General features: G+C 60.4%; 20 protein-coding genes and 4 pseudogenes. 12 read left to right on the top strand and 12 right to left on the bottom strand.

The genetic code is table 11. The annotated features are described in order from the left end of the window. The 5 genes and pseudogenes from relA to AC1DH9_RS02180 form a co-directional block, all read right to left on the bottom strand. Nucleotides 1–1,974, bottom strand: a 1,974-nt coding sequence (gene relA, locus AC1DH9_RS02200; protein ID WP_477807732.1) for a GTP diphosphokinase, incomplete at its 3' end; no start/stop codon positions are given. Nucleotides 1,975–2,096: 122 nt separating this feature from the next. Beyond that, nucleotides 2,097–3,449 carry a 23S rRNA (uracil(1939)-C(5))-methyltransferase RlmD gene (gene rlmD / locus AC1DH9_RS02195; protein ID WP_477807731.1) on the bottom strand — a complete coding sequence of 451 codons (1,353 nt, stop codon included), beginning with the start codon at nucleotides 3,447–3,449 and terminating at the stop codon, nucleotides 2,097–2,099. After that, nucleotides 3,449–4,351 (bottom strand): cysteine synthase CysM, encoded by a 903-nt coding sequence (gene cysM / locus AC1DH9_RS02190; RefSeq protein WP_427530352.1) that lies wholly within the window; start codon nucleotides 4,349–4,351, stop codon nucleotides 3,449–3,451. Before cysM ends, rlmD begins: the two co-directional genes overlap by 1 nt. Before the next feature lie 169 nt (nucleotides 4,352–4,520). Beyond that, nucleotides 4,521–5,306 (bottom strand): annotated as a pseudogene (locus AC1DH9_RS02185) (sensor histidine kinase); the annotation flags it as partial. A 16-nt stretch (nucleotides 5,307–5,322) separates the two neighbouring features. Further along, nucleotides 5,323–6,045 (bottom strand): response regulator transcription factor, encoded by a 723-nt coding sequence (locus AC1DH9_RS02180; RefSeq protein ID WP_427546254.1) that lies wholly within the window; start codon nucleotides 6,043–6,045, stop codon nucleotides 5,323–5,325. Nucleotides 6,046–6,262: 217 nt separating this feature from the next. Here AC1DH9_RS02180 and AC1DH9_RS02175 point away from each other — a divergent pair, with 217 nt between their 5' ends. The 4 genes from AC1DH9_RS02175 to AC1DH9_RS02160 all read left to right on the top strand — a co-directional run bounded on the left by AC1DH9_RS02175 (nucleotide 6,263) and on the right by AC1DH9_RS02160 (nucleotide 11,046). Continuing rightward, complete coding sequence (locus tag AC1DH9_RS02175; protein ID WP_477807554.1) at nucleotides 6,263–9,013, top strand: response regulator; 2,751 nt, start codon at nucleotides 6,263–6,265, stop codon at nucleotides 9,011–9,013. A gap of 123 nt (nucleotides 9,014–9,136) precedes the next feature. After that, a complete protein-coding gene (locus AC1DH9_RS02170; protein ID WP_427530346.1) occupies nucleotides 9,137–10,126 on the top strand; it encodes a 2-hydroxyacid dehydrogenase in 990 nt (329 codons plus the stop codon). Between the two features lie 81 nt (nucleotides 10,127–10,207). Then, entirely contained in the window at nucleotides 10,208–10,642 is a 435-nt protein-coding gene (locus tag AC1DH9_RS02165) for a hypothetical protein (protein ID WP_054593574.1), read from the top strand. Next, entirely contained in the window at nucleotides 10,642–11,046 is a 405-nt protein-coding gene (locus AC1DH9_RS02160; protein WP_427530344.1) for an META domain-containing protein, read from the top strand. Before AC1DH9_RS02165 ends, AC1DH9_RS02160 begins: the two co-directional genes overlap by 1 nt. A 54-nt stretch (nucleotides 11,047–11,100) precedes the next feature. Here AC1DH9_RS02160 and AC1DH9_RS02155 read toward each other — a convergent pair whose 3' ends face one another. Beyond that, nucleotides 11,101–11,565, bottom strand: coding sequence for a TlpA family protein disulfide reductase (locus tag AC1DH9_RS02155; protein WP_427546258.1), 465 nt, complete (start codon nucleotides 11,563–11,565; stop codon nucleotides 11,101–11,103). A 117-nt stretch (nucleotides 11,566–11,682) separates the two neighbouring features. Between AC1DH9_RS02155 and arsC the strand changes: the two genes are divergently transcribed. The 3 genes from arsC to AC1DH9_RS02140 are packed head-to-tail and all read left to right on the top strand — an operon-like array spanning nucleotide 11,683 to nucleotide 13,056. Next, complete coding sequence (gene arsC, locus AC1DH9_RS02150; RefSeq protein ID WP_054593577.1) at nucleotides 11,683–12,036, top strand: arsenate reductase (glutaredoxin); 354 nt, start codon at nucleotides 11,683–11,685, stop codon at nucleotides 12,034–12,036. Next, nucleotides 12,033–12,629, top strand: a complete 597-nt coding sequence (gene wrbA / locus AC1DH9_RS02145; RefSeq protein WP_427546260.1) for an NAD(P)H:quinone oxidoreductase — start codon at nucleotides 12,033–12,035, stop codon at nucleotides 12,627–12,629. Before arsC ends, wrbA begins: the two co-directional genes overlap by 4 nt. A gap of 1 nt (nucleotide 12,630) precedes the next feature. Further along, the gene (locus tag AC1DH9_RS02140; protein WP_427546262.1) at nucleotides 12,631–13,056 is read left to right on the top strand and encodes a DUF2069 domain-containing protein; all 426 of its coding nucleotides are present in this window, start codon (nucleotides 12,631–12,633) and stop codon (nucleotides 13,054–13,056) included. A 99-nt stretch (nucleotides 13,057–13,155) separates the two neighbouring features. Here AC1DH9_RS02140 and AC1DH9_RS02135 read toward each other — a convergent pair. Beyond that, a pseudogene (locus AC1DH9_RS02135) lies at nucleotides 13,156–13,827 on the bottom strand (DNA-3-methyladenine glycosylase I). 67 nt (nucleotides 13,828–13,894) lie between these two features. After that, nucleotides 13,895–14,719, bottom strand: a complete 825-nt coding sequence (gene ttcA, locus AC1DH9_RS02130; RefSeq protein ID WP_427546283.1) for a tRNA 2-thiocytidine(32) synthetase TtcA — start codon at nucleotides 14,717–14,719, stop codon at nucleotides 13,895–13,897. A gap of 310 nt (nucleotides 14,720–15,029) precedes the next feature. Between ttcA and AC1DH9_RS02125 the strand changes: the two genes are divergently transcribed. Together AC1DH9_RS02125 and AC1DH9_RS02120 are read left to right on the top strand one after the other, a co-directional pair. Then, a complete protein-coding gene (locus AC1DH9_RS02125; protein ID WP_216741928.1) occupies nucleotides 15,030–15,632 on the top strand; it encodes a Yip1 family protein in 603 nt (200 codons plus the stop codon). 185 nt (nucleotides 15,633–15,817) lie between these two features. Then, entirely contained in the window at nucleotides 15,818–16,312 is a 495-nt protein-coding gene (locus AC1DH9_RS02120) for a SprT family zinc-dependent metalloprotease (protein ID WP_477807730.1), read from the top strand. Between the two features lie 119 nt (nucleotides 16,313–16,431). On the opposite strand, the gene AC1DH9_RS02115 is transcribed toward AC1DH9_RS02120, so the two are convergent. Together AC1DH9_RS02115 and AC1DH9_RS02110 are read right to left on the bottom strand one after the other, a co-directional pair. Then, on the bottom strand, nucleotides 16,432–17,613 hold the full coding sequence (locus tag AC1DH9_RS02115; protein WP_477807729.1) for a CaiB/BaiF CoA transferase family protein: 1,182 nt from the start codon (nucleotides 17,611–17,613) through the stop codon (nucleotides 16,432–16,434). Between the two features lie 144 nt (nucleotides 17,614–17,757). Further along, a complete protein-coding gene (locus AC1DH9_RS02110; protein ID WP_427546266.1) occupies nucleotides 17,758–19,092 on the bottom strand; it encodes a dicarboxylate/amino acid:cation symporter in 1,335 nt (444 codons plus the stop codon). A 335-nt stretch (nucleotides 19,093–19,427) separates the two neighbouring features. Here AC1DH9_RS02110 and AC1DH9_RS02105 point away from each other — a divergent pair. Beyond that, nucleotides 19,428–20,363, top strand: a pseudogene (locus AC1DH9_RS02105) (AraC family transcriptional regulator); the annotation flags it as partial. Between the two features lie 64 nt (nucleotides 20,364–20,427). Here AC1DH9_RS02105 and AC1DH9_RS02100 read toward each other — a convergent pair. Further along, nucleotides 20,428–21,559: pseudogene (locus AC1DH9_RS02100) on the bottom strand (ATP-binding protein). Then, a complete protein-coding gene (locus tag AC1DH9_RS02095; RefSeq protein WP_054593588.1) occupies nucleotides 21,556–22,233 on the bottom strand; it encodes a response regulator transcription factor in 678 nt (225 codons plus the stop codon). Before AC1DH9_RS02095 ends, AC1DH9_RS02100 begins: the two are co-directional and overlap by 4 nt. A gap of 240 nt (nucleotides 22,234–22,473) precedes the next feature. Between AC1DH9_RS02095 and AC1DH9_RS02090 the strand changes: the two genes are divergently transcribed. Both AC1DH9_RS02090 and AC1DH9_RS02085 read left to right on the top strand, forming a co-directional pair. Beyond that, the gene (locus tag AC1DH9_RS02090; RefSeq protein WP_427546272.1) at nucleotides 22,474–23,265 is read left to right on the top strand and encodes a dienelactone hydrolase family protein; all 792 of its coding nucleotides are present in this window, start codon (nucleotides 22,474–22,476) and stop codon (nucleotides 23,263–23,265) included. 224 nt (nucleotides 23,266–23,489) lie between these two features. Then, a complete protein-coding gene (locus AC1DH9_RS02085) occupies nucleotides 23,490–24,215 on the top strand; it encodes a 4'-phosphopantetheinyl transferase family protein (protein WP_427546274.1) in 726 nt (241 codons plus the stop codon). Nucleotides 24,216–24,371: the final 156 nt, after the last annotated feature.

The following is a 24,371-nucleotide window of genomic DNA, read 5'->3' as shown; positions in this document are numbered from 1 at the left end:
GACCTGGATGATCCGCTCAGGCTCGCGCCCGGCCAGTTGCAGCACCGAGGCGCAATCCTGGCGGTGAATGCTGACACCGCGGCCCTGGGTGATGTAGCCGACGATCGCATCGCCCGGCAACGGCTGGCAGCAGCCGGCCATTTGGGTCATCAGGTTGCCGACGCCCTGGATCTGGATGTCGCCGCGTTTACCCGGCTTGTAGCCAGTGGCTTTGCGCGGGATCAGTTCCAGCTGTTCGTTGCCGCGTTCCGGCTCGACCAGTTGCTGTGCCAGGTTGACCAGTTGCRCCAGGCGCAAATCGCCGGCCCCCAAGGCGGCAAACATGTCCTCGGCGGTTTTCATGTTGGCCTTGTCGGCCAGCTTTTCGAAATCCACCTGCGGCAGACCGAGACGATTGAGTTCGCGCTCGAACAGGGTTTTACCCGCCGCGACGTTCTGGTCGCGCGCCTGCAATTTGAACCAGTGAACGATTTTCGCCCGCGCCCGCGAGGTGGTGATGTAACCCAGGTTCGGGTTCAGCCAGTCGCGGCTCGGCGTGCCGTGCTTGCTGGTGATGATCTCGACCTGCTCACCGGTCTGCAGGCTGTAGTTGAGCGGAACGATCCGCCCGTTGATCTTCGCACCCCGGCAGTTGTGACCGATTTCGGTGTGTACGCGGTAGGCGAAGTCCAGCGGTGTGGCGCCTTTTGGCAAGTCGATCGCATGACCGTCGGGGGTGAAGATGTACACCCGATCCGGCTCGATATCGACCCGCAGCTGTTCCGCCAGGCCACCGATATCGCCCAGTTCTTCGTGCCACTCGAGCACCTGACGCAGCCAGGAGATTTTCTCTTCGTAGTGATTGGAGCCGGATTTGACGTCGGTGCCCTTGTAGCGCCAGTGCGCGCAAACGCCCAGCTCGGCCTCTTCGTGCATCGCGTGGGTGCGGATCTGTACTTCCAGCACCTTGCCTTCAGGGCCGATGACCGCAGTGTGCAGCGAGCGGTAGCCGTTCTCTTTCGGGTTGGCGATGTAGTCGTCGAACTCTTTCGGGATGTGCCGCCACAACGTGTGGACGATGCCCAGCGCGGTGTAGCAATCGCGCATTTCCGGCACCAGCACGCGCACCGCACGCACGTCGTAGATCTGGCTGAACTCCAGACCCTTGCGCTGCATTTTGCGCCAGATCGAATAGATGTGTTTGGCCCGGCCGCTGATGTCGGCATCGACGCCGGTGGCCTGCAATTCGGCCTGCAGCTGATTCATCACATCACTGATGAACCGCTCGCGATCAAGGCGCCGCTCGTGCAGCAACTTGGCGATCTGCTTGTATTGTTCAGGCTCCAGGTAACGGAAGGACAAGTCCTCCAGTTCCCATTTGATATGACCGATGCCAAGACGGTGAGCCAGCGGCGCATAGATGTCGAAGACTTCCCGGGCGACCCGGTTGCGCTTTTCGTCATCGGCGGTTTTCACCGCACGGATCGCGCAGGTGCGCTCGGCCAGTTTGATCAGCGCAACGCGAACGTCGTCGACCATGGCCACGAGCATCTTGCGCAGGTTTTCCACCTGGCCCTGAGAGCCCAGCACCAACGATTGGCGCGGGCTCAGGCTGGCGCTGATGGCCGCCATGCGCTGCACGCCGTCGATCAGTTTGGCGACCACCGGACCAAAGCGCTGGCTGACGGCCGGCAGCTGGATATGGCCTTCGCGTACGCCACGGTAAAGAATTGCCGCGACCAGTGAATCCTGATCGAGCTTGAGGTCGGCGAGAATCTCTGCGATCTCAAGGCCCGTACGAAAACTCGACGTGCCTTCGGACCAGAGATTCTTCGCCGCTTTGTCTTGTTGTTCGGCCTGACGAGCGAACTCGCAGGCTTCTTTCAAGGCTTCGCGATCCAGTGCCGGATCGACACTGACCGCATGATCGAGCCAAGCCTCGAGATTGATACTGCCGTCGGTATTGATCGGCTGGTGTGCTCTCACCTGTACCATCTTGCTTACCTTCCCTACGACGCAGATTCAATGCGTCAAATCGCTGACCTTCGGTGCTCATGCGCCCTTGCCGGGCTGAACGGCTGATGCATGAGCGGTCTGGTCGGACCAGACGAGCCATCCTAGCTCGCTTCAAATAACGCCATGRCCTCGACATGTGCCGTCTGAGGAAACATATCGAGGATCCCGGCACGTTTTAACCGGTAGCCCTGCTTGATCAATTCGACCGTGTCGCGGGCCAAAGTTGCCGGGTTGCACGACACATAAACCAAGCGCTTGGCACCCAGCGATGCGAGTGTGCGCACCACCTCGAAAGCACCGTCGCGCGGTGGGTCCAAGAGTACCGCAGAAAAGCCCTCGCTGGCMCATTTGGCATCAGCTAAAGGCTGGGATAAATCGGCCTGAAAAAACTTCGCGTTATGCAGATTGTTGCTAGCGGCATTCGCGCAAGCGCGCTCGACCATGGTCTGCACGCCTTCCACCGCCACCACTTCACGGACTTTCTGCGCCAGCGGCAAGGCAAAGTTACCCAGGCCGCAGAACAGATCGAGCACGCGCTCGTCAGCGGCAGGCTTCAGCCATTCCAGCGCCTGGGCGACCATCGCTTCGTTGACCCCGGCGTTCACCTGAATGAAGTCACCCGGGCGATACGCCAGTTCAAGATTCCATTGCTCAAGTCGGTAACCCAGTGCCTGATCGGCATCGACCGGTTGCGGTTCGCCTTCGCCATGCAGCCACAATTGGGCGTCATGGAATGCACAGAATTCCTTGATAATGCTCAGGTCGTTTTCAGACAGTGGCGCCATGTGCCGCAGCAACAAGGCCTGAGATGAACCGGCGAACAATTCAACATGCCCCAACGCCTGAGGCTTGCTCAAACGCCGGAGCATTTCCGGCAAGCCGCTCATGATCGGCTGCAAGGGCTGTACCAGCACCGGGCAATCGTTGATACCGACGATGTCCTGGCTGCCGGCGGCACGAAAACCGACGTCGAGTTTTTTCGTCTTCACGTCCCAGCGCACCGCCACCCGGGCGCGACGTCGGTAAGCGAATTCAGGACCGCTCAAGGGGTCTGCCCACTGCTCGGGTTCGACACCCGCTACCCGCGACAACTGCTCGGCGAGCATGCGCTGTTTCAGGGCGAGTTGTTCGCTGTGGGGCAGATGCTGCACGCTGCAACCACCGCAGCGCCCGGCATGGGCGCACGGTGCCGGACGACGCATTTGATTGGCGACGAAGACGCGCTCGGTGCGTGCCTCGACAACTTTGCCATGGGCACCCAGGACGCGCGCCTCGACTTCTTCACCGGCCAAAGCACCGATGACGAACCAGGTACGACCTTCGAAAAACGCGATACCGCGACCGTCATTCGCCAGGCGCTCGATGGTCAAGCGCTGCTTTTTGCCGGTCGGGACTTGCGGGGCCTTGCTGCCGCCAGTGGGTTGGAAGCGCAGGCCTCTCTCTTGCTTGGCCATCAGTTGGGTGCGTCGAAAATGCCGGTCGACAAGTAACGGTCGCCACGGTCACAAATGATCGCGACCATCACCGCGTTTTCGACTTCCTTGGACAGGCGCAGCATCGCGGCTACAGCACCGCCCGAGGACACGCCACAGAAGATGCCTTCTTCACGCGCCAGACGACGGGTCACGTCTTCGGCTTCGCTTTGGGCCATGTCGACGATGCGGTCAACCCGATCGGCTTGATAGATCTTCGGCAGGTATTCCTGCGGCCAGCGACGGATACCCGGAATCGCCGAGCCTTCCATCGGTTGCAGGCCGACGATCTGCACGGCCGGATTCTGTTCTTTCAGGTAACGCGAGACACCCATGATGGTGCCCGTGGTGCCCATGGAACTGATGAAATGAGTAATGGTGCCCTGGGTCTGGCGCCAGATTTCCGGGCCGGTACCGGTGTAATGCGCCTCGGGGTTGTCGCCGTTGGCGAACTGGTCGAGCACCTTGCCACGGCCTTCAGCCTGCATGCGCTCGGCGAGGTCGCGAGCACCTTCCATGCCCTCTTCCTTGCTGACCAGAATCAGCTCGGCACCATAGGCGGTCATCGCGGCCTTGCGCTCGGCGCTGGAGTTGTCGGGCATGATCAGGATCATCTTGTAACCCTTGATCGCCGCGGCCATGGCCAGGGCAATCCCGGTGTTGCCGGAGGTCGCCTCGATCAGCGTATCGCCAGCATGGATCTGCCCACGCAGTTCGGCACGGGTGATCATCGACAGCGCCGGACGGTCCTTGACCGAACCCGCCGGGTTATTACCCTCGAGCTTGAGCAGCAGGGTGTTGCTGGTGGCGCCGGGCAGGCGCTGCAAACGAACCAGCGGAGTGTTGCCGACGCAATCGGCGATGGTGGGGTACTGCAAGGTCATGGCGTATTCGCAATCCAGACTGCGGGGGCGACCATCATACCGGCAAACGTGCGCAGGCCATATCACGCAAAGTGTGGTGCTTATGGCTTATGGGAATAAGCGCTGGTTTTGTGGTGGTTTGAGATTGCCATCGCGAGCAGGCTCGCTCCCACAGGGGATCGGGGGGGACTCACTCTTTTTGCGACTGGAACCGTACCAATGTGGGAGCGAGCCTGCTCGCGAAGGCGTCGTCACTGACACCATCAAGATCAGCCAACAACCGCATATTCAGCCGCAACCCTGCCCCCGTATTCTCCGCCCACAAGCGCCCACCCTGACGCTGCACCGCGTTGCGCGCGATGCTCAGCCCCAGGCCAAAGCCGCCATTGCCGGGGCGTAAGCCGTCGAGTCGGGTGAACGGGTCGAACATACGCTCCAGGTCGTCTTCGGCGACACCGCCGCCCTGATCTTCGAGCCACAGCAGCCAGTAATCGCCGTCGCGCCGGCCATCGAGGCGAACGCTGCCACCGACCGGAGAATGGCGGATGGCATTGCGCAGGATGTTTTCCAGTGCCTGGGCCAAGGTATTCAGATGGCCGCGAACCCGGCACGAAGCCTCCACTGCGCAGTGCAGTTGCCCAGTGGGCCAGCCGCTTTCATAGCAGGCGTTTTCCGTGAGCATTTCCCAAAGCGCCTGTATCTGGATGGCCTCGTCCGGTAATGGCGAGTGCTCCGTGTCGAGCCAGGCCAGTTGCAGAGTGTCTTCTACCAACCGTTGCATGCCATCGACTTCGCGACTGACGCGTTCGCGTAGTTGCAGCAGATCCTCTTCGCCTTCGCTGGCAACGCGTAGACGGCTCAACGATGTGCGCAGTTCATGAGACAAGTCGCGCAGCAGTTGCTGCTGCACAGCCACGGCGGTTTGCCGGCGTTCGGGCATTTGCTCGAAAGCGCGGGCCTGTTCATCAAGGTTGTTCAAAGGCACCACCCGCTCAGACCACTTCATCAATGGCACTCATTACATAACCCTTGCCCCAGACCGTGCGCACTTCGCGTTCGCCGTAGCCGATGGCCTTGAGTTTGCGGCGGATCTGGCTGATGTGCATGTCCAGGCTGCGGTCGTGGGGCGCGTAGCCGCGCTGCAACACCTGCTGATAAAGGAAGGCCTTGCCGAGCACCTCATCGCCATTGCGGTTCAGGGTTTCCAGCAGCCGGTATTCGCTGCGAGTCAGCCCGGCCCACTGCTCACCATAATGAACATCACACCGTTCATCGTCGAAACGCAGGTTGTGAACCTCGCCGTTGAACACTGGCAATGTATGTCGACGGTCCAGGGCCACCCGCCGCAGGATGGCTTCGATGCGCACCCGCAATTCAACCATGCTGAAAGGCTTGGGCAGATAGTCGTCGGCACCCAGGCGAAAACCGCTGATGCGATCCGCTTCCGCGCCCAATGCCGACATCAGCAGCACCGGGATGGAATCGCGGGTCCGCAGGTCGGTCAATACCGCCAGGCCATCCATGCCTGGCAGCACAATATCCATCAGTACGATATCGAAGGTCTGCTCACGAGCAATTGCCAACCCGTCCTCGCCGTTCTGGCACCAGGTCACCTGAAAACCACTGCGCCCCAGATGTTCATGAACATGTGCCCCCAGTACAAGGTCGTCTTCAATCGCCAGGATACGAGGGGGGCCATCAGATACGGGAGTCATTAGCTTCTGCAAGTCATTCTCAATCACTGATTATTCAAGATTGCCCGACTGTGAGCAACCCGCGACTTTCGTCGCAGCCCCCGGCAACGTTCAAACCGTCACAAAGCTCTGGATAATTTGCCGGGATTGCCCGCCAGCAAATCGCTACACTGCGCGGGTAGCGCGTGCCGGATGCACGCACAGTCATCTATAAACAGCGTGATAGCAGGAGAGTGACGTGCTGAAGAAACTGGGGATCAAAGGTCGCGTATTGTTGTTGACCTTGTTGCCGACCAGCCTGATGGCCTTGGTTCTGGGCGGCTACTTCACCTGGATGCAACAGTCCGACCTGCAAACCCAACTTCTGCAACGCGGCGAAATGATCGCCGAACAGCTGGCACCTCTGGTCGCCCCGGCCATGGGCCACAAGAATGACGACCTGCTGGAACGCATCGCAACCCAGTCACTGGAGCAACCGGACGTGCGCGCCGTGTCGTTCCTGGCGCCGGACCGCACGCAACTGGCGCACGCCGGGCCGCTGATGCTCAACCAGCCGCCCACCGGCGACAGCGCGCATATGCTGCAACGCACCGGCAACGACGCCACCCGTTACCTGCTGCCGGTGTTTGGCAGGCATCGCAACCTGGCCGGCGAGCTGATCCCCGATGAATCCGATCGCTTGCTGGGCTGGGTCGAGCTGGAACTCTCCCACAACGGCATGTTGCTGCGCGGTTACCGCAGCCTGTTTGCCAGCGTGCTGTTGATCGCCGCAGGCCTGGTCGGCACCGCGCTGCTGGCATTGCGTATGGGCCGCACCATCAATACACMGCTGAACCTGATCAAGCAGGCCGTGGCACAACTCAAGGACGGCCATCTCGAAACCCGCCTGCCCCCGCTTGGCAGCCAGGAACTGGACGAGTTGGCCTCGGGTATCAACCGCATGGCCAGTACCCTGCAAAACGCCCAGGAAGAATTGCAACACAGCATCGATCAGGCCACGGAAGACGTCCGGCAGAACCTGGAAACCATCGAGATCCAGAACATCGAGCTGGACCTGGCGCGCAAGGAAGCCCTGGAAGCGAGCCGGATCAAGTCCGAGTTCCTCGCCAACATGAGCCACGAGATTCGCACGCCGCTCAACGGTATCCTCGGCTTTACCCACTTGCTGCAAAAAAGCGAACTGACGCCGCGTCAGCTCGACTACCTGGGCACGATCGAAAAGTCCGCCGACAGCCTGCTGGGAATCATCAACGAGATTCTCGACTTCTCGAAAATCGAGGCCGGCAAACTGGTACTCGACAGTATTCCGTTCAACCTGCGCGATCTGCTCCAGGACACCCTGACCATCCTCGCCCCGGCCGCCCACGCCAAACAGCTCGAACTGGTCAGCCTGGTGTACCGCGACACCCCGCTGTCGCTGGTCGGCGACCCGCTGCGGCTCAAGCAGATCCTGACCAACCTTGTGAGTAACGCGATCAAGTTCACCCGCGAAGGCACCATCGTCGCCCGCGCCATGCTTGAAGAAGAACACGAAGACAGCGTGCAACTGCGCATCAGCATTCAAGACACTGGCATCGGCCTGTCGAATCAGGACGTACGCGCGTTGTTTCAGGCCTTCAGCCAGGCCGACAACTCGTTGTCGCGGCAACCGGGCGGTACCGGCCTGGGGTTGGTGATTTCCAAGCGATTGATCGAACAGATGGGTGGCGAGATTGGGGTCGACAGCACGCCGGGCGAAGGCTCGGAATTCTGGATCAGCCTGAGCCTGCCGAAAACCCGCGACGATGCCGAAGACCTGCCAGGACCACCGTTGCTCGGACGGCGCGTTGCGGTGCTGGAAAACCACGAGCTGGCACGCCAGGCCTTGCAGCATCAGCTGGAAGACTGCGGCCTTGAAGTGACCCCGTTCAACACCTTGGAAAGCCTGACAAACGGCGTCACGGGCGCGCATCAGACCGAGCAGGCGATCGACCTTGCCGTGCTCGGCATCACCTCCAACGACATGCCGCCGGAGCGGCTGAATCAGCATATCTGGGACCTCGAACACCTGGGTTGCAAAGTGCTGGTGCTGTGCCCGACCACCGAACAGACGCTGTTTCATCTCTCGGTGCCCAACCCTCACAGCCAGTTACAGGCCAAACCGGCCTGCACCCGCAAGTTGCGTCGGGCGCTGTCGGACCTGGTCAACCCGCGCCAGTTGCGCAACGAACCGGGCGAGCCGGTTTCCAGCCGCGCGCCCAAAGTGCTCTGCGTCGACGATAACCCGGCCAACCTGCTGCTGGTGCAGACACTGCTCGAAGACATGGGCGCCAAGGTACTGGCAGTCGAAAGCGGTTACGCGGCGATCAAGGCGGTGCAGACCGAAGCCTTCGACCTGGTGCTGATGGACGTGCAGATGCCAGGCATGGACGGACGCCAGAGCACCGAAGCGATTCGCCAATGGGAAAGTGAACGGCATTGCACGCCGTTGCCGATCGTCGCCCTCACCGCGCATGCGATGGCCAACGAAAAACGCGCCTTGCTGCAAAGCGGCATGGACGATTACCTGACCAAACCGATCAGCGAACGCCAACTGGCGCAGGTGGTGTTGAAGTGGACCGGGCTGGCCCTGCGTAACCACGGTCCGGAGCGGGCCGACGTTTATGGCAGCAACAGCGACCTGCTGGTGCTCGATCCCGATGAAGGCCTGCGCCTGGCGGCCGGCAAAGCCGATCTGGCAGCCGACATGCTGGCGATGTTGCTGGCCTCGCTGGAAGCTGATCGCGAGGCGATTCGCGTCGCTCGTGAAAGCAATGACCAGAATGCCCTGATCGAACGGGTCCACCGTCTGCACGGGGCGACACGCTATTGCGGCGTTCCGCAGTTGCGTGCGGCCTGTCAGCGCAGTGAAACCCTGCTCAAGCAACAAGACCCCAAAGCCGTCATGGCACTGGAAGAGCTTGAGCGGGCGATCAACCGCCTGGCCTCGCAAGCGCGTATTGGCGCTTGACCCAGCGCAATAGCGTGGTGGGCGTTGAGGGTTAAACTCAATCCACTACCCCTACCCGTAGCAACTRCCGAAGGCTGCTACGGATACGGATACGGATACGGGTGAAACTTCCAGGAGGACACGATGCGCACGATTCTCTTCAGCAGCCAGACGTACGACCGCGAGAGTTTTCTCGCCGCCAAAGTGCCCGCCGGTATCGAGTTGCACTTCCAGCCCGCGCGCCTGAGCCTGGACACGGCGGCGCTGGCCGAGCGGCATGAAGTGGTCTGCGCCTTTATCAATGACGACCTCAGCGCGCCGGTGCTCGAACAACTGGCCGCTGGCGGTACGCGCCTGATCGCCCTGCGCTCGGCCGGTTACAACCACGTTGACCTGGCTTGCGCGAAACGCCTGGGTTTGAGCATCGTCCGCGTGCCGGCCTACTCGCCTCATGCGGTGGCCGAACACGCAGTGGCGTTGATCCTGGCACTGAACCGACGTCTGCACCGCGCCTACAACCGGACCCGCGAAGGCGATTTCAGCCTGCACGGGCTGACCGGTTTCGACCTGTTCGGCAAAACCGTCGGCGTGGTAGGCACCGGCCAGATCGGCGCCGTCTTCGCGAAAATCATGGCCGGGTTTGGCTGCAAGCTGCTGGCTTACGACCCCTTCCCCAATCCGCAAGTCCAGGCGCTCGGTGTCCGTTACCTGCCATTGCCGGAGCTGTTGGCCGAAGCGCAGATCATCAGCCTGCATTGTCCGCTGACCGCCGAAAGCAAACACCTGATCAACAGCCAGTCGCTGGCACATCTGCAACCCGGCGCCATGCTGATCAACACCGGGCGTGGCGGACTGGTGGACACACCCGCGCTGATCGACGCACTGAAAAGCGGTCAATTGGGGTATCTGGGGCTGGACGTCTATGAAGAGGAAGCCCAACTGTTCTTCGAAGACCGCTCCGACCGGCCGCTGCAAGACGACGTGTTGGCGCGGCTGTTGACCTTCCCTAACGTGATCATCACCGCGCACCAGGCCTTCCTGACCCACGAAGCATTGGCCGCAATCGCCACGACCACCTTGCAGAACATCACCGATTGGGCCGCTGGCACACCTCACAATCAGGTCGAAAGCTGATTTGGCCTGATCGAAGGTCGCAACCATGGAGCATGCCCGATTCTTTCGCGTGCTAGCATACCGCGCATATTTGGAGGACCCATGGTCGAACACGATTTCCGCTACAGCCTGATGAACCCGCAACACACCCTCACCGAATGCCGCGCGTTGACGCCGGGGCGTTATCAAGTCACCGGCAACGGCGGCTCGATACGCGCCGATGACGTGTTGTTGGTCACCCTCAAAGGCAGCAAGGACTTGTCCATGCGCCTGACCGTTGAAAACGTTCGTCACCTGCTCAAGCCCATGGGCCAATGGGTTGCCGTGGCCAGTGGTCCGGTGTTTGGTGAACTGGCGATCCACAACTGGCAAGTGAACTGCGACAGCTGTGCCAAAGAGCTGAAATTCGAGTTCGCGGTCGACGCCAAGCTGGGTAACAAGGCCGAAAAACCGGCCGCCACCGCACGGATTGCCGAACTGGGCTGGACCACCGCCAGCGAGAAGCACCTGTGCCCGAAATGCCAGGAGCCCGTGTAATGAAACACCTCGTTCTGGCCGCGATGGTGGGCGCCAGTCTGCTGGGCTGCGCCGCTGAGCCGGTGCAACTGCAGCAGGATCACAGCTATGTGCTGGAGTGGATCGGCGAACGCCCGCTGATCGACTACAGCCACCTGACCATCACTTTGGGTGAAGACGGTCGCGCTTATGGCAATGGTGGCTGCAACCACTGGTTCGCGCCCTACACGCTGGACGGCGACAAACTGAGCTTCGGCAAAGTCGGCAGCACCCGCAAAATGTGCGCCCCGGCCTTGATGGAACAGGAAAAACGCTTCCTGCAAGCGCTGGAATCCGTGCAGCGCTGGGACATCTCGCCGATCGAGCAAATACGCTTCTGGCCCGCCGAAGGCAAGCCGCTGCGCTGGTGGCTTGAAGAGGGTTAAACCCCTCGATTGCACCTGTGGCGAGGGGGTTTTCCCCCTCGCCACAAGTAGTCGTCACATCGCCTGCAACGCCTTGAGTTTCGCCATCACCCCCGCCGCCGTCTGCTCACCCATCAACTGTTCGCGCACCTTGCCCTTGTCATCGATGATGTAAGTCACCGGCAGCGCCTCGCTGCGCGGCAATTCGAAGCGGTCGGCCGGGTCCTGGGCCAGCACGGTGAACGTAATCCCGAGCTTTTCACTGGCGCTCTTGAGTTCTTCGCCCTGCACATTGTCGAAATTGACCCCGAACACACTGATCTTCTGACCTTTGAGCTGTTCAGCCAACACGTTCAATTGCGGAATTTCGGTACGGCACGGGCTACACCACTCGGCCCAGTAATTAAGCACAAACCATCGGCCATCCAACCGCTCGGACGCCACTTTCTGTCCCAGTTGGTCGGTGCCGTAGTCATAGCCGCAGCCGCCAAGCAGCAAGGTTGCGAAGAGGGCCAATGCTGCTGTCAGTCGCCTTGTCATGGGATCATCCTTACTCAAAAAAAACAGGTTCTGCTGCGACCCATCGCCTCCCAAGGTTCAGGACTGCTCGCTGCACAGGTAGAATAGCCGCCACCTTACGCAAGATGCGAACCGCACATGACCGATCTGACGCTTTATCACAACCCGCGCTGCTCGAAATCCCGCGGTGCGCTGGAACTGCTGGAAGCCCGTGGCCTGACGCCAACCGTGGTCCGCTACCTGGAAACCCCGCTGAACGCCGCGCAGCTGCAAAGCTTGTTGGGCAAACTCGGCATCAGCGCCCGCCAATTGCTGCGCACCGGCGAAGACGAATTCAAAGCCCTGAACCTGGCTGACAGCAGCCTGAGCGAAGCGCAATTGATCGCCGCCATCGCCGAGCATCCGAAACTCATGGAGCGACCGATTCTCGAAGTCGGCGACAAAGCCGTCATCGGCCGTCCGATAGAGAACCTGCTGGAGATTCTGCCGTGAGTGCGCCGTACATTCTGGTTCTGTATTACAGCCGCAGCGGCTCGACCAATGAAATGGCCCGACAGATTGCCCGTGGCGTGGAACAGGCCGGGATGGAAGCGCGCCTGCGCACGGTGCCGGCGATCTCCAGCGAATGCGAGGCGGTGTCGCCGGACATTCCCGACGAAGGCGCGCTGTATGCCAGCCTCGACGACCTGAAAAACTGCGCGGGCCTGGCCCTTGGCAGCCCGACCCGCTTCGGCAACATGGCGGCGCCGCTGAAGTACTTCCTCGACGGCACCAGCAACCTGTGGCTGACCGGCGCACTGGTGGGCAAACCGGCCGGGGTCTTCACCTCGACGGCCAGCCTGCACGGCGGCCAGGAAACCACCTTGCTGTCGATGATGTTGCCATTGCTGCACCACGGCATGCTGATCACCGGCCTGCCCTACAGCGAATCGGCATTGCTGGAGACCCGCGGTGGCGGCACGCCTTACGGCGCCAGCCATCATGCCGGTGCTGACGGCAAAAGCGGCTTGAACGAGCATGAAGTCGCCTTGTGCCGGGCCCTGGGTCTGCGCTTGGCCAAAACCGCCCTGAAACTGGAGCACTAACGTGGCCAAAAAGCCCAAGGTGCTGCCCTCCATCGATTGGCTCGAACCGCGAGTTCGGGCGATGCGCGTCATCAGCCTGCTGTGCTACTTCGGCCTGGCAGGATTGCTCTGCGCCTATTACCTGCTGATCGCCGACCTGCATGGTGCACGGCCGTGGGTCATCCTGCTGATTGAACTGGTGCCCTTGTTGTTGCTGGCACCGGGCATGCTCAGCGGCAGCCCGCGCGGGCATTCATGGATGTGCTTTGTGGTGAACCTGTATTTCATCAAGGGCGCGACTGCCGCGTTCGACCCGAATCGACAGGTGTTTGGTCTGCTGGAAATGGCCGCGAGCCTGGCGGTGTTCTGCTCGGCGCTGCTGTATGTGCGCTGGCGGTTTCAGTTGAACCGTAAGCTGGCCGGCGAAGGCGAGATCTCCGTCGCCTGACACACCGCCATCGCGAGCAGGCTCGCTCCCACACTGGATCTGCGTCGTTCACAAATCCCCTGTGGGAGCGAGCCTGCTCGCGATGAAGGCGCCTCGGTTTCAATGATTGACGGTGTAAGCCAGCATCATCGAAATCTGACACATCGGCCGGCCACTCTCGGCGTGCCATTGGTTGAAGGCGTTCTGCACCGTCGCCAGATCGCGCAGGCTGGTCGGCACCTTGTCGATGATCTCTTGCGCATTCAATGCCGCGACCACGTCATAACTCGGCACGAAGGTGTCCTTGCCGACCATCCGCAGAAACCGCGGTGCCGATAACCCGCCCAATTGATGCCCGTGTTTGGCCAGGTACTTCCACAGACCAACGATGTCGGTCACCGGCCATTCGGCGATCAACTCGCCAAAGCTGCCCTTCTCTTTCGCCACGTCCAGGATGAACTACGCGTTGCGCGGCACGCTCTTGAGCTTGCCCAGGTGGCGGATGATCCGTGCGTCCTGCATCAGGCGCTCAAGGTGCTCGGCGCCCATCAGCACGACCTTTTCCGGATCGAACCCGAAGAACACCTCTTCGAATGCCGGCCACTTGGCGTCCACCAGGCTGTGCTTGAGGCCTGCGCGAAAGACCCGCAATGCCAAGGTCGACAGGTATCGATCATCGCTGATCTGGCGCAGTTGTGCCGGGGTCTTGGGCACGGGCAGATGGGCTTCCAGTTCGGCTGCCGAACCAAAACGATTCAGACAGTATTCGTGCAGCCACTTGTAATCGCGCATGCCCTCTCCTGAGCAATGAAATAAAAACGGCGCCCGCGAGCGCCGTTAAGTCAGAACGGTCCAGCAATCAGAGATTCACCACGTTCACAAAACGCGACGCAGCGGTTTCGTCGATACGCAGGTTGGTGAAGTCGAACAGGTTACGGTCCGCCAACTGCGACGGAATGACGTTCTGCAAACCACGGAAAATGCTTTCGGTACGGCCCGGCGTCTTGCGCTCCCACTCCTGAAGCATTTCCTTGACCACCTGACGCTGCAGGTTTTCCTGGGAGCCGCAGAGGTTGCACGGGATGATCGGGAACTGCTTGAAGTCCGAGTAAGCCTGAATGTCTTTCTCATTGCAGTAGGCCAGCGGGCGGATCACTACGTTACGGCCGTCATCGGCACGCAACTTCGGCGGCATGGCCTTGAGCGAGCCGTTGTAGAACATGTTCAGGAAAAACGTCTCGACGATGTCGTCGCGGTGATGACCGAGGGCCATTTTGGTCGCGCCGATTTCGTCAGCGAAGGTGTAGAGCGTGCCGCGACGCAGGCGCGAGCACAGCGAGCAGGTGGTCTTGCCTTCCGGCACCAATTCCTTGACCACCGAGTAGGTGTCCTTTTCGACGATGTGGTATTCCACGCCCAGCTCTTTCAGATAGGCCGGCAGCACATGCTCAGGGAAACCCGGCTGTTTCTGGTCCATGTTCACCGCGACGATCTCGAACTTGATCGGCGCCACCTTCTGCAGGTGCATCAGCACGTCGAGCATGGTGTAGCTGTCCTTGCCGCCGGACAGGCAGACCATGACCTTGTCACCATCTTCGATCATGTTGTAATCGGCGACGGCTTCACCGGCCTGTCGGCGTAGACGTTTCTGCAGTTTGTTCTGGTTGACCGAAAGAATGCCCATGGCGCTTGAAATCCGCGAGGTGTGACGAAAAACCGACATTTTACGCAAAAACGCTTCGGGGGCGAAGAGCCGAGCGGATGCCCCCTCGCCACAGGGATCAGACTGGCCATAAATGATGCGTTGTCATGCGGCGATGCGATTAGCCCCAGGGTTTACAGCGCGATTTGCTCTAAAGCTCCCCACCTTTGACAGCCAGTACTTTCTATACTGCGTCATAAGGTCGCATGCATTTCAGGCCTCTACTTACTTGGCCGCTGGCCCGTAGGCGCTCCGTTGGGGGGCGATAGCAATCACGAAGGAGTGACTGACTATGATCCATCACGTCGTGGGGCTTTTCACCCACCCTGATCAAGAATGGAAAGAAATCCGTGGCGACCAAGAGGAAAGTATCGGCCACATGTACCTCACCCACACGCTGATTCTGGCGGCAATCCCGGCTATTTCGGCGTTTATCGGCACCACCAAGGTCGGTTGGGTCATCGGTAGCCGCGCGCCGGTCATGCTGACCCAGGAAAGCGCGCTCTGGATGACCATCATGTCGTACCTGGCGATGCTTGGCGGGGTTGCGGTGATGGGCGCGTTCATTCACTGGATGGCTCGCACGTATGACGCCAGCCCGAGCCTGGCACGCTGTGTCGCGTTTGCCACCTACACCGCCACGCCACTGTTCATCGGCGGTCTGGCGGCGTTGTACCCACATATGTGGCTGGGCATGGTCGTCGGCACCGCGGCCATCTGCTACACCGTGTACCTGCTGTATGTGGGGCTGCCGACCTTCATGAACATTCCGTCGGACGAAGGTTTTCTGTTCTCGAGTTCAGTGCTCGCCGTAGGGCTGGTGGTGCTGGTTGCGATCATGGCATTCACCGTGATTGTCTGGGGCCTGGGCGTCGGTCCGGTCTATACCAACTAGTACGGGCAACTTACACCGAGCAAATGAAGCGGGCGAAGGACACTGCCTATAAAACAAACAGGGATCTGCCAACACAGGCCGCCGCAAGGCGGCCTTCTCTATAGTGCGACGACCATTCGGCGCCTGAGCGATTCGCAATGAGCACGGTTTGCAGCATACTCGACGCCTCTGGAGATCCGCCAAGCATGCCCGAGCAACTCAATTCCCGCGTCGAAGACTGTTTCCAACAAGCCGAATCCTTTTTCAAACGTTCCTTCAAACGCCCGGTGGYCAGCCTCAAGTTGCGCGGCCAGAAGGCCGGCGTAGCGCACCTGCATGAAAACCTGCTGCGCTTCAATCCGCAGCTGTATCGGGAAAACGCCGAAGACTTCCTCAAACAGACCGTGGCTCACGAAGTCGCGCACCTGATCGCCCATCAATTGTTCGGCGACCGCATACAGCCGCATGGCGAAGAATGGCAATTGATCATGCGCGGGGTGTACGAACTGCCGCCCAACCGCTGCCACACCTACGCCATCAAACGCCGCAGCGTGACCCGCTACATCTACCGCTGCCCCTGCGCCAACAGCGATTTCCCGTTCTCGGCCCAGCGCCATAGCCTGGTGCGTCAAGGACGACGGTATTTGTGCCGGCGTTGCCGGCAGACGCTGGTGTTTACCGGTGAGTCGCGGGTCGAGTAGTGAGATTTCTGGTGTCAGGACCGGCCCCTTCGCGAGCAAGCCCGCTCCCACATTTGATCTGCGTCGTTCACAAATCCCCTGTGGGAGCGAGCCTGCTCGCGATGGCGCCCTGACCGGCGCTAGATAATCACCTTTGTACGCCGCAACTCCTCGATGCGCTCAGCGCTATACCCCAACTCACCCAACACCTGATCGGTATGCTCACCCAACGCCGCGCCGATATGTCGAGGCTCGGGCAACCCGTCTGAAAATTTCAACGGACAAGCCATTTGCGCCTGCGCGGTGCCGTCGCCGCGTGGCWCCCGGGTGACCAGATCCCGAGCCTTCAACTGTGGGTGCTCGACTGCCTCAGCCAGGCTCAGCACCGGCTCGACGCAAGCATCGAGCCCGGCAAACAGCGTGCAGAGTTCGGCAAAGTCATGTTTTTCGAATTCGATCTGAAACGCCAGCTTGAGCGCCTTTTGCTGCTCGGGGACGGGAGACAAACCCAGTACCGCCAGTTCCGGCTGACCCAGCGCCATGCACAGCTGCTGCATGAAGTCCGGTTCCAGGCTGCCGACAGACATCCAGCGACCATCGCGAGTGCGGTAATAGTCGTAGAAGCTGCCACCATTGAGCATTYGATCTTCGCGCCCCGGCATCACACCGCAAGCCAGATAACCCGCGCCGACCATGGCGTTCAGGCTGAATGCGCAATCGGTCATGCTCACGTCCAGGTGTTGCCCCTGGCCACTGTGCTGACGGGCAATCACCGCCGCCAGCAGGCCGATCACCCCGTGCAGCGAACCACCGGCAATGTCCGCGACCTGAACACCCAACGGCAACGGCCCGTTATCCTCACGCCCGGTGTAGCTGGATACGCCAGCCAGTGACAGGTAATTGATGTCGTGACCGGCGCGGTCCTTGTAGGGACCCGTCTGGCCATAGCCGGTGATCGAGACGTAAATCAGCCGCGGATTGATCGCCCTCAAAGCCTCGTACCCCAACCCCAGACGCTCCATCACCCCGGGTCGAAACTGCTCAAGAAGAATGTCGTGGTCTTGCAGCAGTTGCTTGACCACCTCTAGCGCTGCTGGCTGCTTGAGGTCGAGCGCCAGGCTGCGCTTGTTGCGATTGAGGTAGGCGTGGCTGGCGGAAGTGCCCTGATCGTGGGGCGGTAAAACGCGCAACAGGTCCATCCGGGTCGGTGATTCGATCCGCAGCACTTCGGCGCCCATGTCCGCCAGCAACAACGAGGCGAACGGCCCCGGCAACAGCGTCGAAAAATCCAGAACCTTGAGTGATGCCAGTGGCCCGTGCATGTGCGTTCTCCTAAGCGATACCTCAAGCCTAGGCAGCCGATGCTCAGGCAGCAATCACCTTAACCATCAGCCGGACTGACCTTTGCGCTCAAACCTGCGGCAATAAAAAACCCGCCGAAGCGGGTTTTTCATCAACTCGAAGAGTTACTTCACCGAAGTCGGGGCTGGGCTTTCAGCCACATGCACATCGTCTTCGCCATAGGTATTGGTGATTCCACGACCACCGGAAGCCAGTTCCGTGTGCATCTGGTCGACGTCCAGTTCCTTGACCCACTTGGCCACAACCAGGGTAGCAACCGCGTTACCCACCAGGTTGGTCAGGGCGCGGGCTTCGGACATGAAACGGTCGATCCCGAGAATCAGCGCCAGACCGGCAACCGGCAGGTGACCGACCGCCGACAGGGTGGCGGCCAACACGATGAAGCCGCTACCGGTCACACCGGCGGCGCCTTTGGAGGACAGCAGCAACACGATCAGCAAGGTGATCTGGTGAGTGATGTCCATGTGGGTGTCAGTCGCCTGAGCGATGAACACCGCAGCCATGGTCAGGTAGATGGCAGTCCCGTCGAGGTTGAACGAGTAACCGGTCGGGATCACCAGACCCACGACGGATTTCTTCGCGCCCAGACGCTCCATCTTGATCAGCATGCGTGGCAGTACCGATTCCGAAGAGGAAGTACCCAGTACGATCAGCAGCTCTTCACGGATGTAGCGAATCACTTTCAGCACGCTGAAACCGTGAGCGCGCGCGATGCCGCCCAGCACGACCAGAATGAACAACAGGCAGGTGATGTAGAAGCACGCCATCAACTGACCCAGTTGCACCAACGAGCCGACGCCATAAGCACCAATGGTGAAGGCCATGGCGCCCAGGGCACCGATTGGTGCGAGCTTCATGATCATGTTGATGATGTTGAACATCACGTGGGCGAAGCGATCGATGAAGTCCAGGATCGGCTTGCCGTAGGCACCCAGGCGATGCAGAGCGAAACCGAAGATCACCGAGAACATCAGCACTTGCAGGATATCGCCGTTGGCGAACGCGCCGACGATGGTGGACGGGATGATATTCAGGATGAAGCCAACAACGCTTTGATCAGCGCCGGCCGCTACATAGGCAGCCACCTTGGAGGCATCCAGGGTGCTGACATCGACATGCATGCCGTTACCTGGCTGCACGATGTTGACCACCACCAGACCCACCAGCAATGCGATGGTCGAAACGATTTCGAAGTACAGCAGCGCGTAACCGCCGGTCTTGCCAACCGATTTCATGTTCTGCATGCCCGCGATCCCGCTGACGACGGTGCAGAAGATGATCGGCGCGATGACCATTTTGATCAGTTTGATGAACCCGTCACCCAGTGGCTTGAGTGCCACGGCAGTCTGCGGGTAGAAGTGGCCGAGCAGGATGCCGATAGCGATGGCAACGATCACCTGAAGATACAGGGATTTGTACAGTGGCTGACGAGTCGTCATTGCAAAGTTCCTCAAGAGCACCGCGCTGCAATCATCCATCTGAGGCAGGCGACGCCTAAAGTGCGAACCCTCCTGCACTGGAGGGATTTGTTTTGTCGAGCTGCGCGCTGGCAGACCTCTCGCCCTTATCGCAAAGCTCGTGCCACCTTGCCAAAATCGCCCAAAAGCCTTTTGCCATCAGGGCTGCTGGATTTTCTTCATCCCTTGACCCGCCGACCGAAGTGGCGGATTCCCGCCCATCAACCGACTCTCGCCCTGCAATTTGGCGGATATCCGCCTTGTCCCGCCACCAGGCCGTGGCTAAGATCCGCCACTCAATGGACGGACAGACCCCAATGCGCGAACGTACCATCGCCAGTCATTTTGCTCGTGCGGCCCTCGGTGGCGCGCGCCGACGCGGCTATGACTATTCGGGCCTGCTGCAACAGTTGGGGATCAGCGCCGAATTGCTCGACGAACCTCGCGCCAGGATCGCGCCTGAACAGTTCACCAGCCTGCTGCAAGGGCTCTGGCAAGCGCTGGATGATGAATACCTGGGCTTTGCCCGCGGCCCAAGYAAACGCGGCACCTTCGCCATGATGTGCCATGCCTTGATTCACTGCCGCACCCTCGAGAAAGCACTCAGTCGCGGCTTATTATTTTATAGCCTATTCCCCGACGCTCCGCGCCTGACCCTGACCCGTGAAGGTGAAATGGTTCGTTTGAGCCTGGATGATTCTCGGCTGTGGGACCCGGATCACTTTTTCAGCGAATGTCAGCTGGTGATCTGGCATCGACTGGGCAGTTGGCTGATCGGTCAGCGCATTCGCCTGGAACAGGCCTGTTTCAGCTACCCGAAACCCGGGCACGCTGCCGAGTACGACCTGTTGTTCCCCTGCCCGATGGTGTTTTCGTCCGAGCAAAGCAGCCTGTTGTTTCACAGCCGTTACCTGCACATGCCGTTGCTGCAGGATGAACGAACCCTCAAGCACTTCCTCGAACGTTCGCCCACCGACCTGTTGTCGCGCCCGGATGACGGCGACAGCCTCAGCAGCCAGCTACGACGCCTGCTCAGCCGCGACAGTGCGCGCTGGCCAGACCTGGAAGCGGTTGCCGCACACCTGCACATCAGCCCACAGACCTTGCGTCGACATTTGCGCGAAGAGGGTTCGAGTTTTCAGGAATTGAAAGACCAACTGCGCCGCGACATCGCGATTTATCACTTGAGCCGTGCCGACCTGTCGTTGCAACAGATCGCCGAACAGCTGGGATTCTCCGAACCGTCAGCGTTTCAACATATCCCCTGTGGGAGCGAGCCTGCTCGCGAAGAGGCCCGAAGGAACACCGACCACTACCTCAAGCCACCGGAAAATGAATCCGGAATGCCGCGCCGCCCAAGGCTGAATCCCCCAGGGTCAACTGTGCGCCGTAGCTCTCGATGATGTCCTTGACCACCGCAAGGCCGATGCCCTGCCCCGGGTGCTGGCGGTCCAGCCGTTCGCCGCGCTGAAGAATCCGCGCGCGCTGATCCGGCGGTACGCCCGGGCCGTCATCTTCGATGCACAGCTCAACACCACTCATGGTTTGCCGCAGGCTGACGCGCACTTCGCCCAGGCACAGGCGATAGGCGTTTTCCAGCAAGTTGCCGAGCATTTCAAGTAAGGCGCCCTGCTCGATCGGCACGTAGCATGAATCCGGCAGATCGAATGAGGTCCGTACCCGCTTGTCGCGATAGACCTTGTCCAGTGTGTCGCAAAGGCTTTGCAGCACCGGCCGCAAGCGCACCTGGTGACGCACCAGGCCGCTTTTACGCAAGCTTGCGCGCTGCAATTGATAGCTGATCTGTTGGCTCATACGTTCGATCTGCGATTGCAGCACCCACGCCTGTTCCCGATCTTCCGGCCGCTGGGCCATGTCTTCACTGGCCCCAGGTCAGGCCGATCCACAGCAGCGACAGCAACACCAGCAACGCGGCGCCAAACCCCAGGTAGAGATTTTCCCGCAGGCCGTCGAGCGTCTGCTCGTACTCACGCACCGGCTGCAGCGCAACGATACTGAACGCTGCACTTTTACCGCCGAGCAATTTGACCTCGACGTCATARACGAAGAATTCCTGACCGTTGGCCTCGCGAATCCGCGCGAATTGATCGCCGTGTCCGTCGTAACGCGGCCGGTAACTGATGTCCTCGTCATGCGTCGCCCGCGAGCGCCAGACCAGATGACCGTCGCGATCATAGATGTAGCCCAACAGACGACTGTCGGTGAGGTTGAGGAGCTCATCCGGCAACTGCGTGGGCATCACTAATCGGTTGTTTTCAACCCGCGCAGCAGATATCAGCGTGGTGACATCCGAGGCCAGGCGCTGCTTGATCGAATCTTGCAGCGCCAGGCTGAACGCGCCCTGCATGGCCGGCAACAAGGCCAGCATGAACAGCACCGCCAGTGTCGTGGCGGCGAGCATCAGGCRCAGGCGTAGCGATCGAATCACCGGCAGCGCTCGTTGAACAGGTAGCCCAGGCCACGCACGGTATCGATCGGCTTGAAGCCGGTCGGCCCTTCCAGCTTGCGCCGCAGGCGGCCGACCAGCACTTCGATCACGTTAGGATCACGCTCGTCGTCGTCCGGATAGAGCTGTTCCATCAAGCGGTCCTTGGCGACCACCTGCTGGTGATGACGCATCAGGTATTCGAGAATCCGGTACTCGTAGGCGGTCAATGCCAACGGCTGCTCGTCGAGGGTTGCCTGTTTGCGATTGAGGTCCAGCACCAGCGGCCCGGCAATGATGGTTGACTGGGTGAAACCGCTGGAGCGGCGCAGCAAGGCGTTGAGACGCGCGTCCAGTTCTTCGAACTGGAACGGCTTGACCACGTAATCGTCGGCACCGGCGGCCAGGCCCTCGACCTTGTCCTGCCAGTTGCCGCGCGCGGTCAGGATCAGGATCGGAAAGGTCTTGCCTTGCGCACGCAGCTGGCGAATCAGGTCCAGCCCGCCCATGCCCGGCAAACCGAGGTCGATCACCGCCAGGTCATGGTTGAATTGCCCGGTCTGGTACAAGGCCTCTTCGGCATTGGCCACGGACTCGACCACGTGGCCATTGTCGGTCAGGCGGGTTTGCAGGTGATGACGTAGCAGCGCTTCGTCTTCGACGACCAGCAGTTTCATAACGCTCTCCCAGGCAAAATCAACATCTCCACAGGTACCTCGCACCTCGATTGCTCATACGCCAGTAACGGTAACCTGGTTCTACCAAGGGGTTTGGCGAAACCTGCTGCATCATCCCGGACAACCCTGACGAAGTAACCGATACCACAGTTGTGACTGTAGGTTAACCAAAACCCGCTGAACTCGGACTGAACAGGATCGACTAGGCTGTCTGGACGTCTTTATAAAGGAGCATCAACCATGCGCGTATTGATCGCACTCGTTTTACTCGCACTGAGCAGCCTCAGCCAAGCGGCAATCAAGACTCAGGAGATCCCTTACAAGAGTGCCGACGGGACTGAAATGATCGGCTATTACGCCTACGACGACAGCATTCAGGGGGCTCGCCCGGGCGTGGTGGTGGTCCATGAGTTCTGGGGCCTTAACGACTATGCCAAGCGCCGGGCCCGCGACCTCGCCGGGCTGGGCTACAGCGCGCTGGCGATCGATATGTATGGCAAAGGCAAAAACACCGAGCACCCGAATGATGCCATGGCGTTCATGAATGAAGCGCTGAAAAACAGCGCAACGGCCAGTGCCCGCTTCAATGCCGGGCTTGATCTGCTGAAAAAACAACCGCAGACCGACCCGAAAAAACTCGCGGCGATCGGTTACTGCTTCGGCGGCGGGATTGTCCTCGATGCCGCCCGCCAAGGGGCACCGCTGGCGGGTGTGGTGAGTTTCCACGGCGTATTGGCGACCAAAACCCCGGCGACGCCTGGCAGCATCAAGGCCAAAGTACTGGTGGAACACGGCGCTCTGGACAGCATGATCACCGCAGATCAAGTGGCAGCGTTCAAAACCGAAATGGACAAGGCTGGCGCCGACTATAAGTTCGTCAGCCTGAAAGGTGCCAAGCATGGTTTCAGCAATCCGGACGCCGATCGCCTGAGCCATGGCGATCACGGCGGCCCGGACATCGGCTACAACAAAGCCGCCGATGAAAGCTCGTGGGCGGATATGAAGGCGCTCCTCAAAAAAGTCTTTGGCTAATCGCTGACTGCACCCACCTTGTGGCGAGGGAGCTTGCTCCCGCTGGGTCGCAAAGCGGCCCCCAAAACCTGCACATGCATTCACTCGAATGTACCAAGTGCGCAGGGTTTGCGATGGCTACGCCATCGAGCGGGAGCAGGCTCCCTCGCCACAACAGCGCTGCGCGCCAGATGATTACTAGGCGGCCACTACCCAGCGCCAGGTCAACCCGGCAAAATGCCGGGATGAACCCGCTCCCCGCTCTCCCCGCCTGCTGCACGCCGCTCGACGCCCACTGGCCGTTGCCTGATGCGCTGCCCGACACGGTGCTGCTCAGCACTCGTTTCGATCCGTCGTTGCTGGTGTTCGATGACTTCCGGCGCAGCATCATCGAACCGCCCCCCAGCATTCAGCGCTCGGTCGCCAAACGTCAGGCCGAGTTTCTCGCCGGGCGGGTGTGCGCCCGGGCCGCCTTGCAGCAACTGGAAGGTCTGGACTGCATTCCGGCGATTGGCGAGGACCGCGCGCCCGTATGGCCGGCGCATATCTGTGGTTCGATCACTCACAGCACCGGCCGGGCCGCCGCTATTGTCGCGCACAAGACGCATTGGCGCAGCCTGGGCATGGACCTGGAAAACCTGTTGAGCGCCGAACGTGCCGAGCGTCTGGCTGGCGAGATCCTGACCCCGCCCGAGCTCGAACGCATGGTCGCGGGCCGTCAAGATCAGTTGGCGCTCTGGGTAACCCTGACCTTCTCGGTCAAGGAAAGTCTGTTCAAGGCGCTCTACCCCATCGTGCAGAAGCGCTTCTATTTCGAGCATGCCGAGGTGCTGGAGTGGACCGACAGCGGGCACGTGCGCCTGCGCTTGTTGACCGACCTCTCCAGCGAATGGCACTACGGCACGGAACTGAATGCGCAATTTGGCGTGCACGATGGACAGTTGTTGAGCCTGGTCAGCATCAAGGCCTGAAAACTTTCAGCGTTTGGGAGGGCCTCATCGCGAGCAGGCTCGCTCCCACATTGGATCTCCAGTGTTCGCAAATGATGTGTTCACCGCAGATTTAATGTGGGAGTTGGATCTCCAGTGTTCGCAAATGATGTGTTCACCGCAGATTTAATGTGGGAG

The organism is Pseudomonas sp. 05T35, from assembly GCF_056396605.1.
The sequence above is the reverse complement of the archived record's forward strand: the minus strand, read 5'-3'. Positions and strand labels throughout refer to the sequence as shown.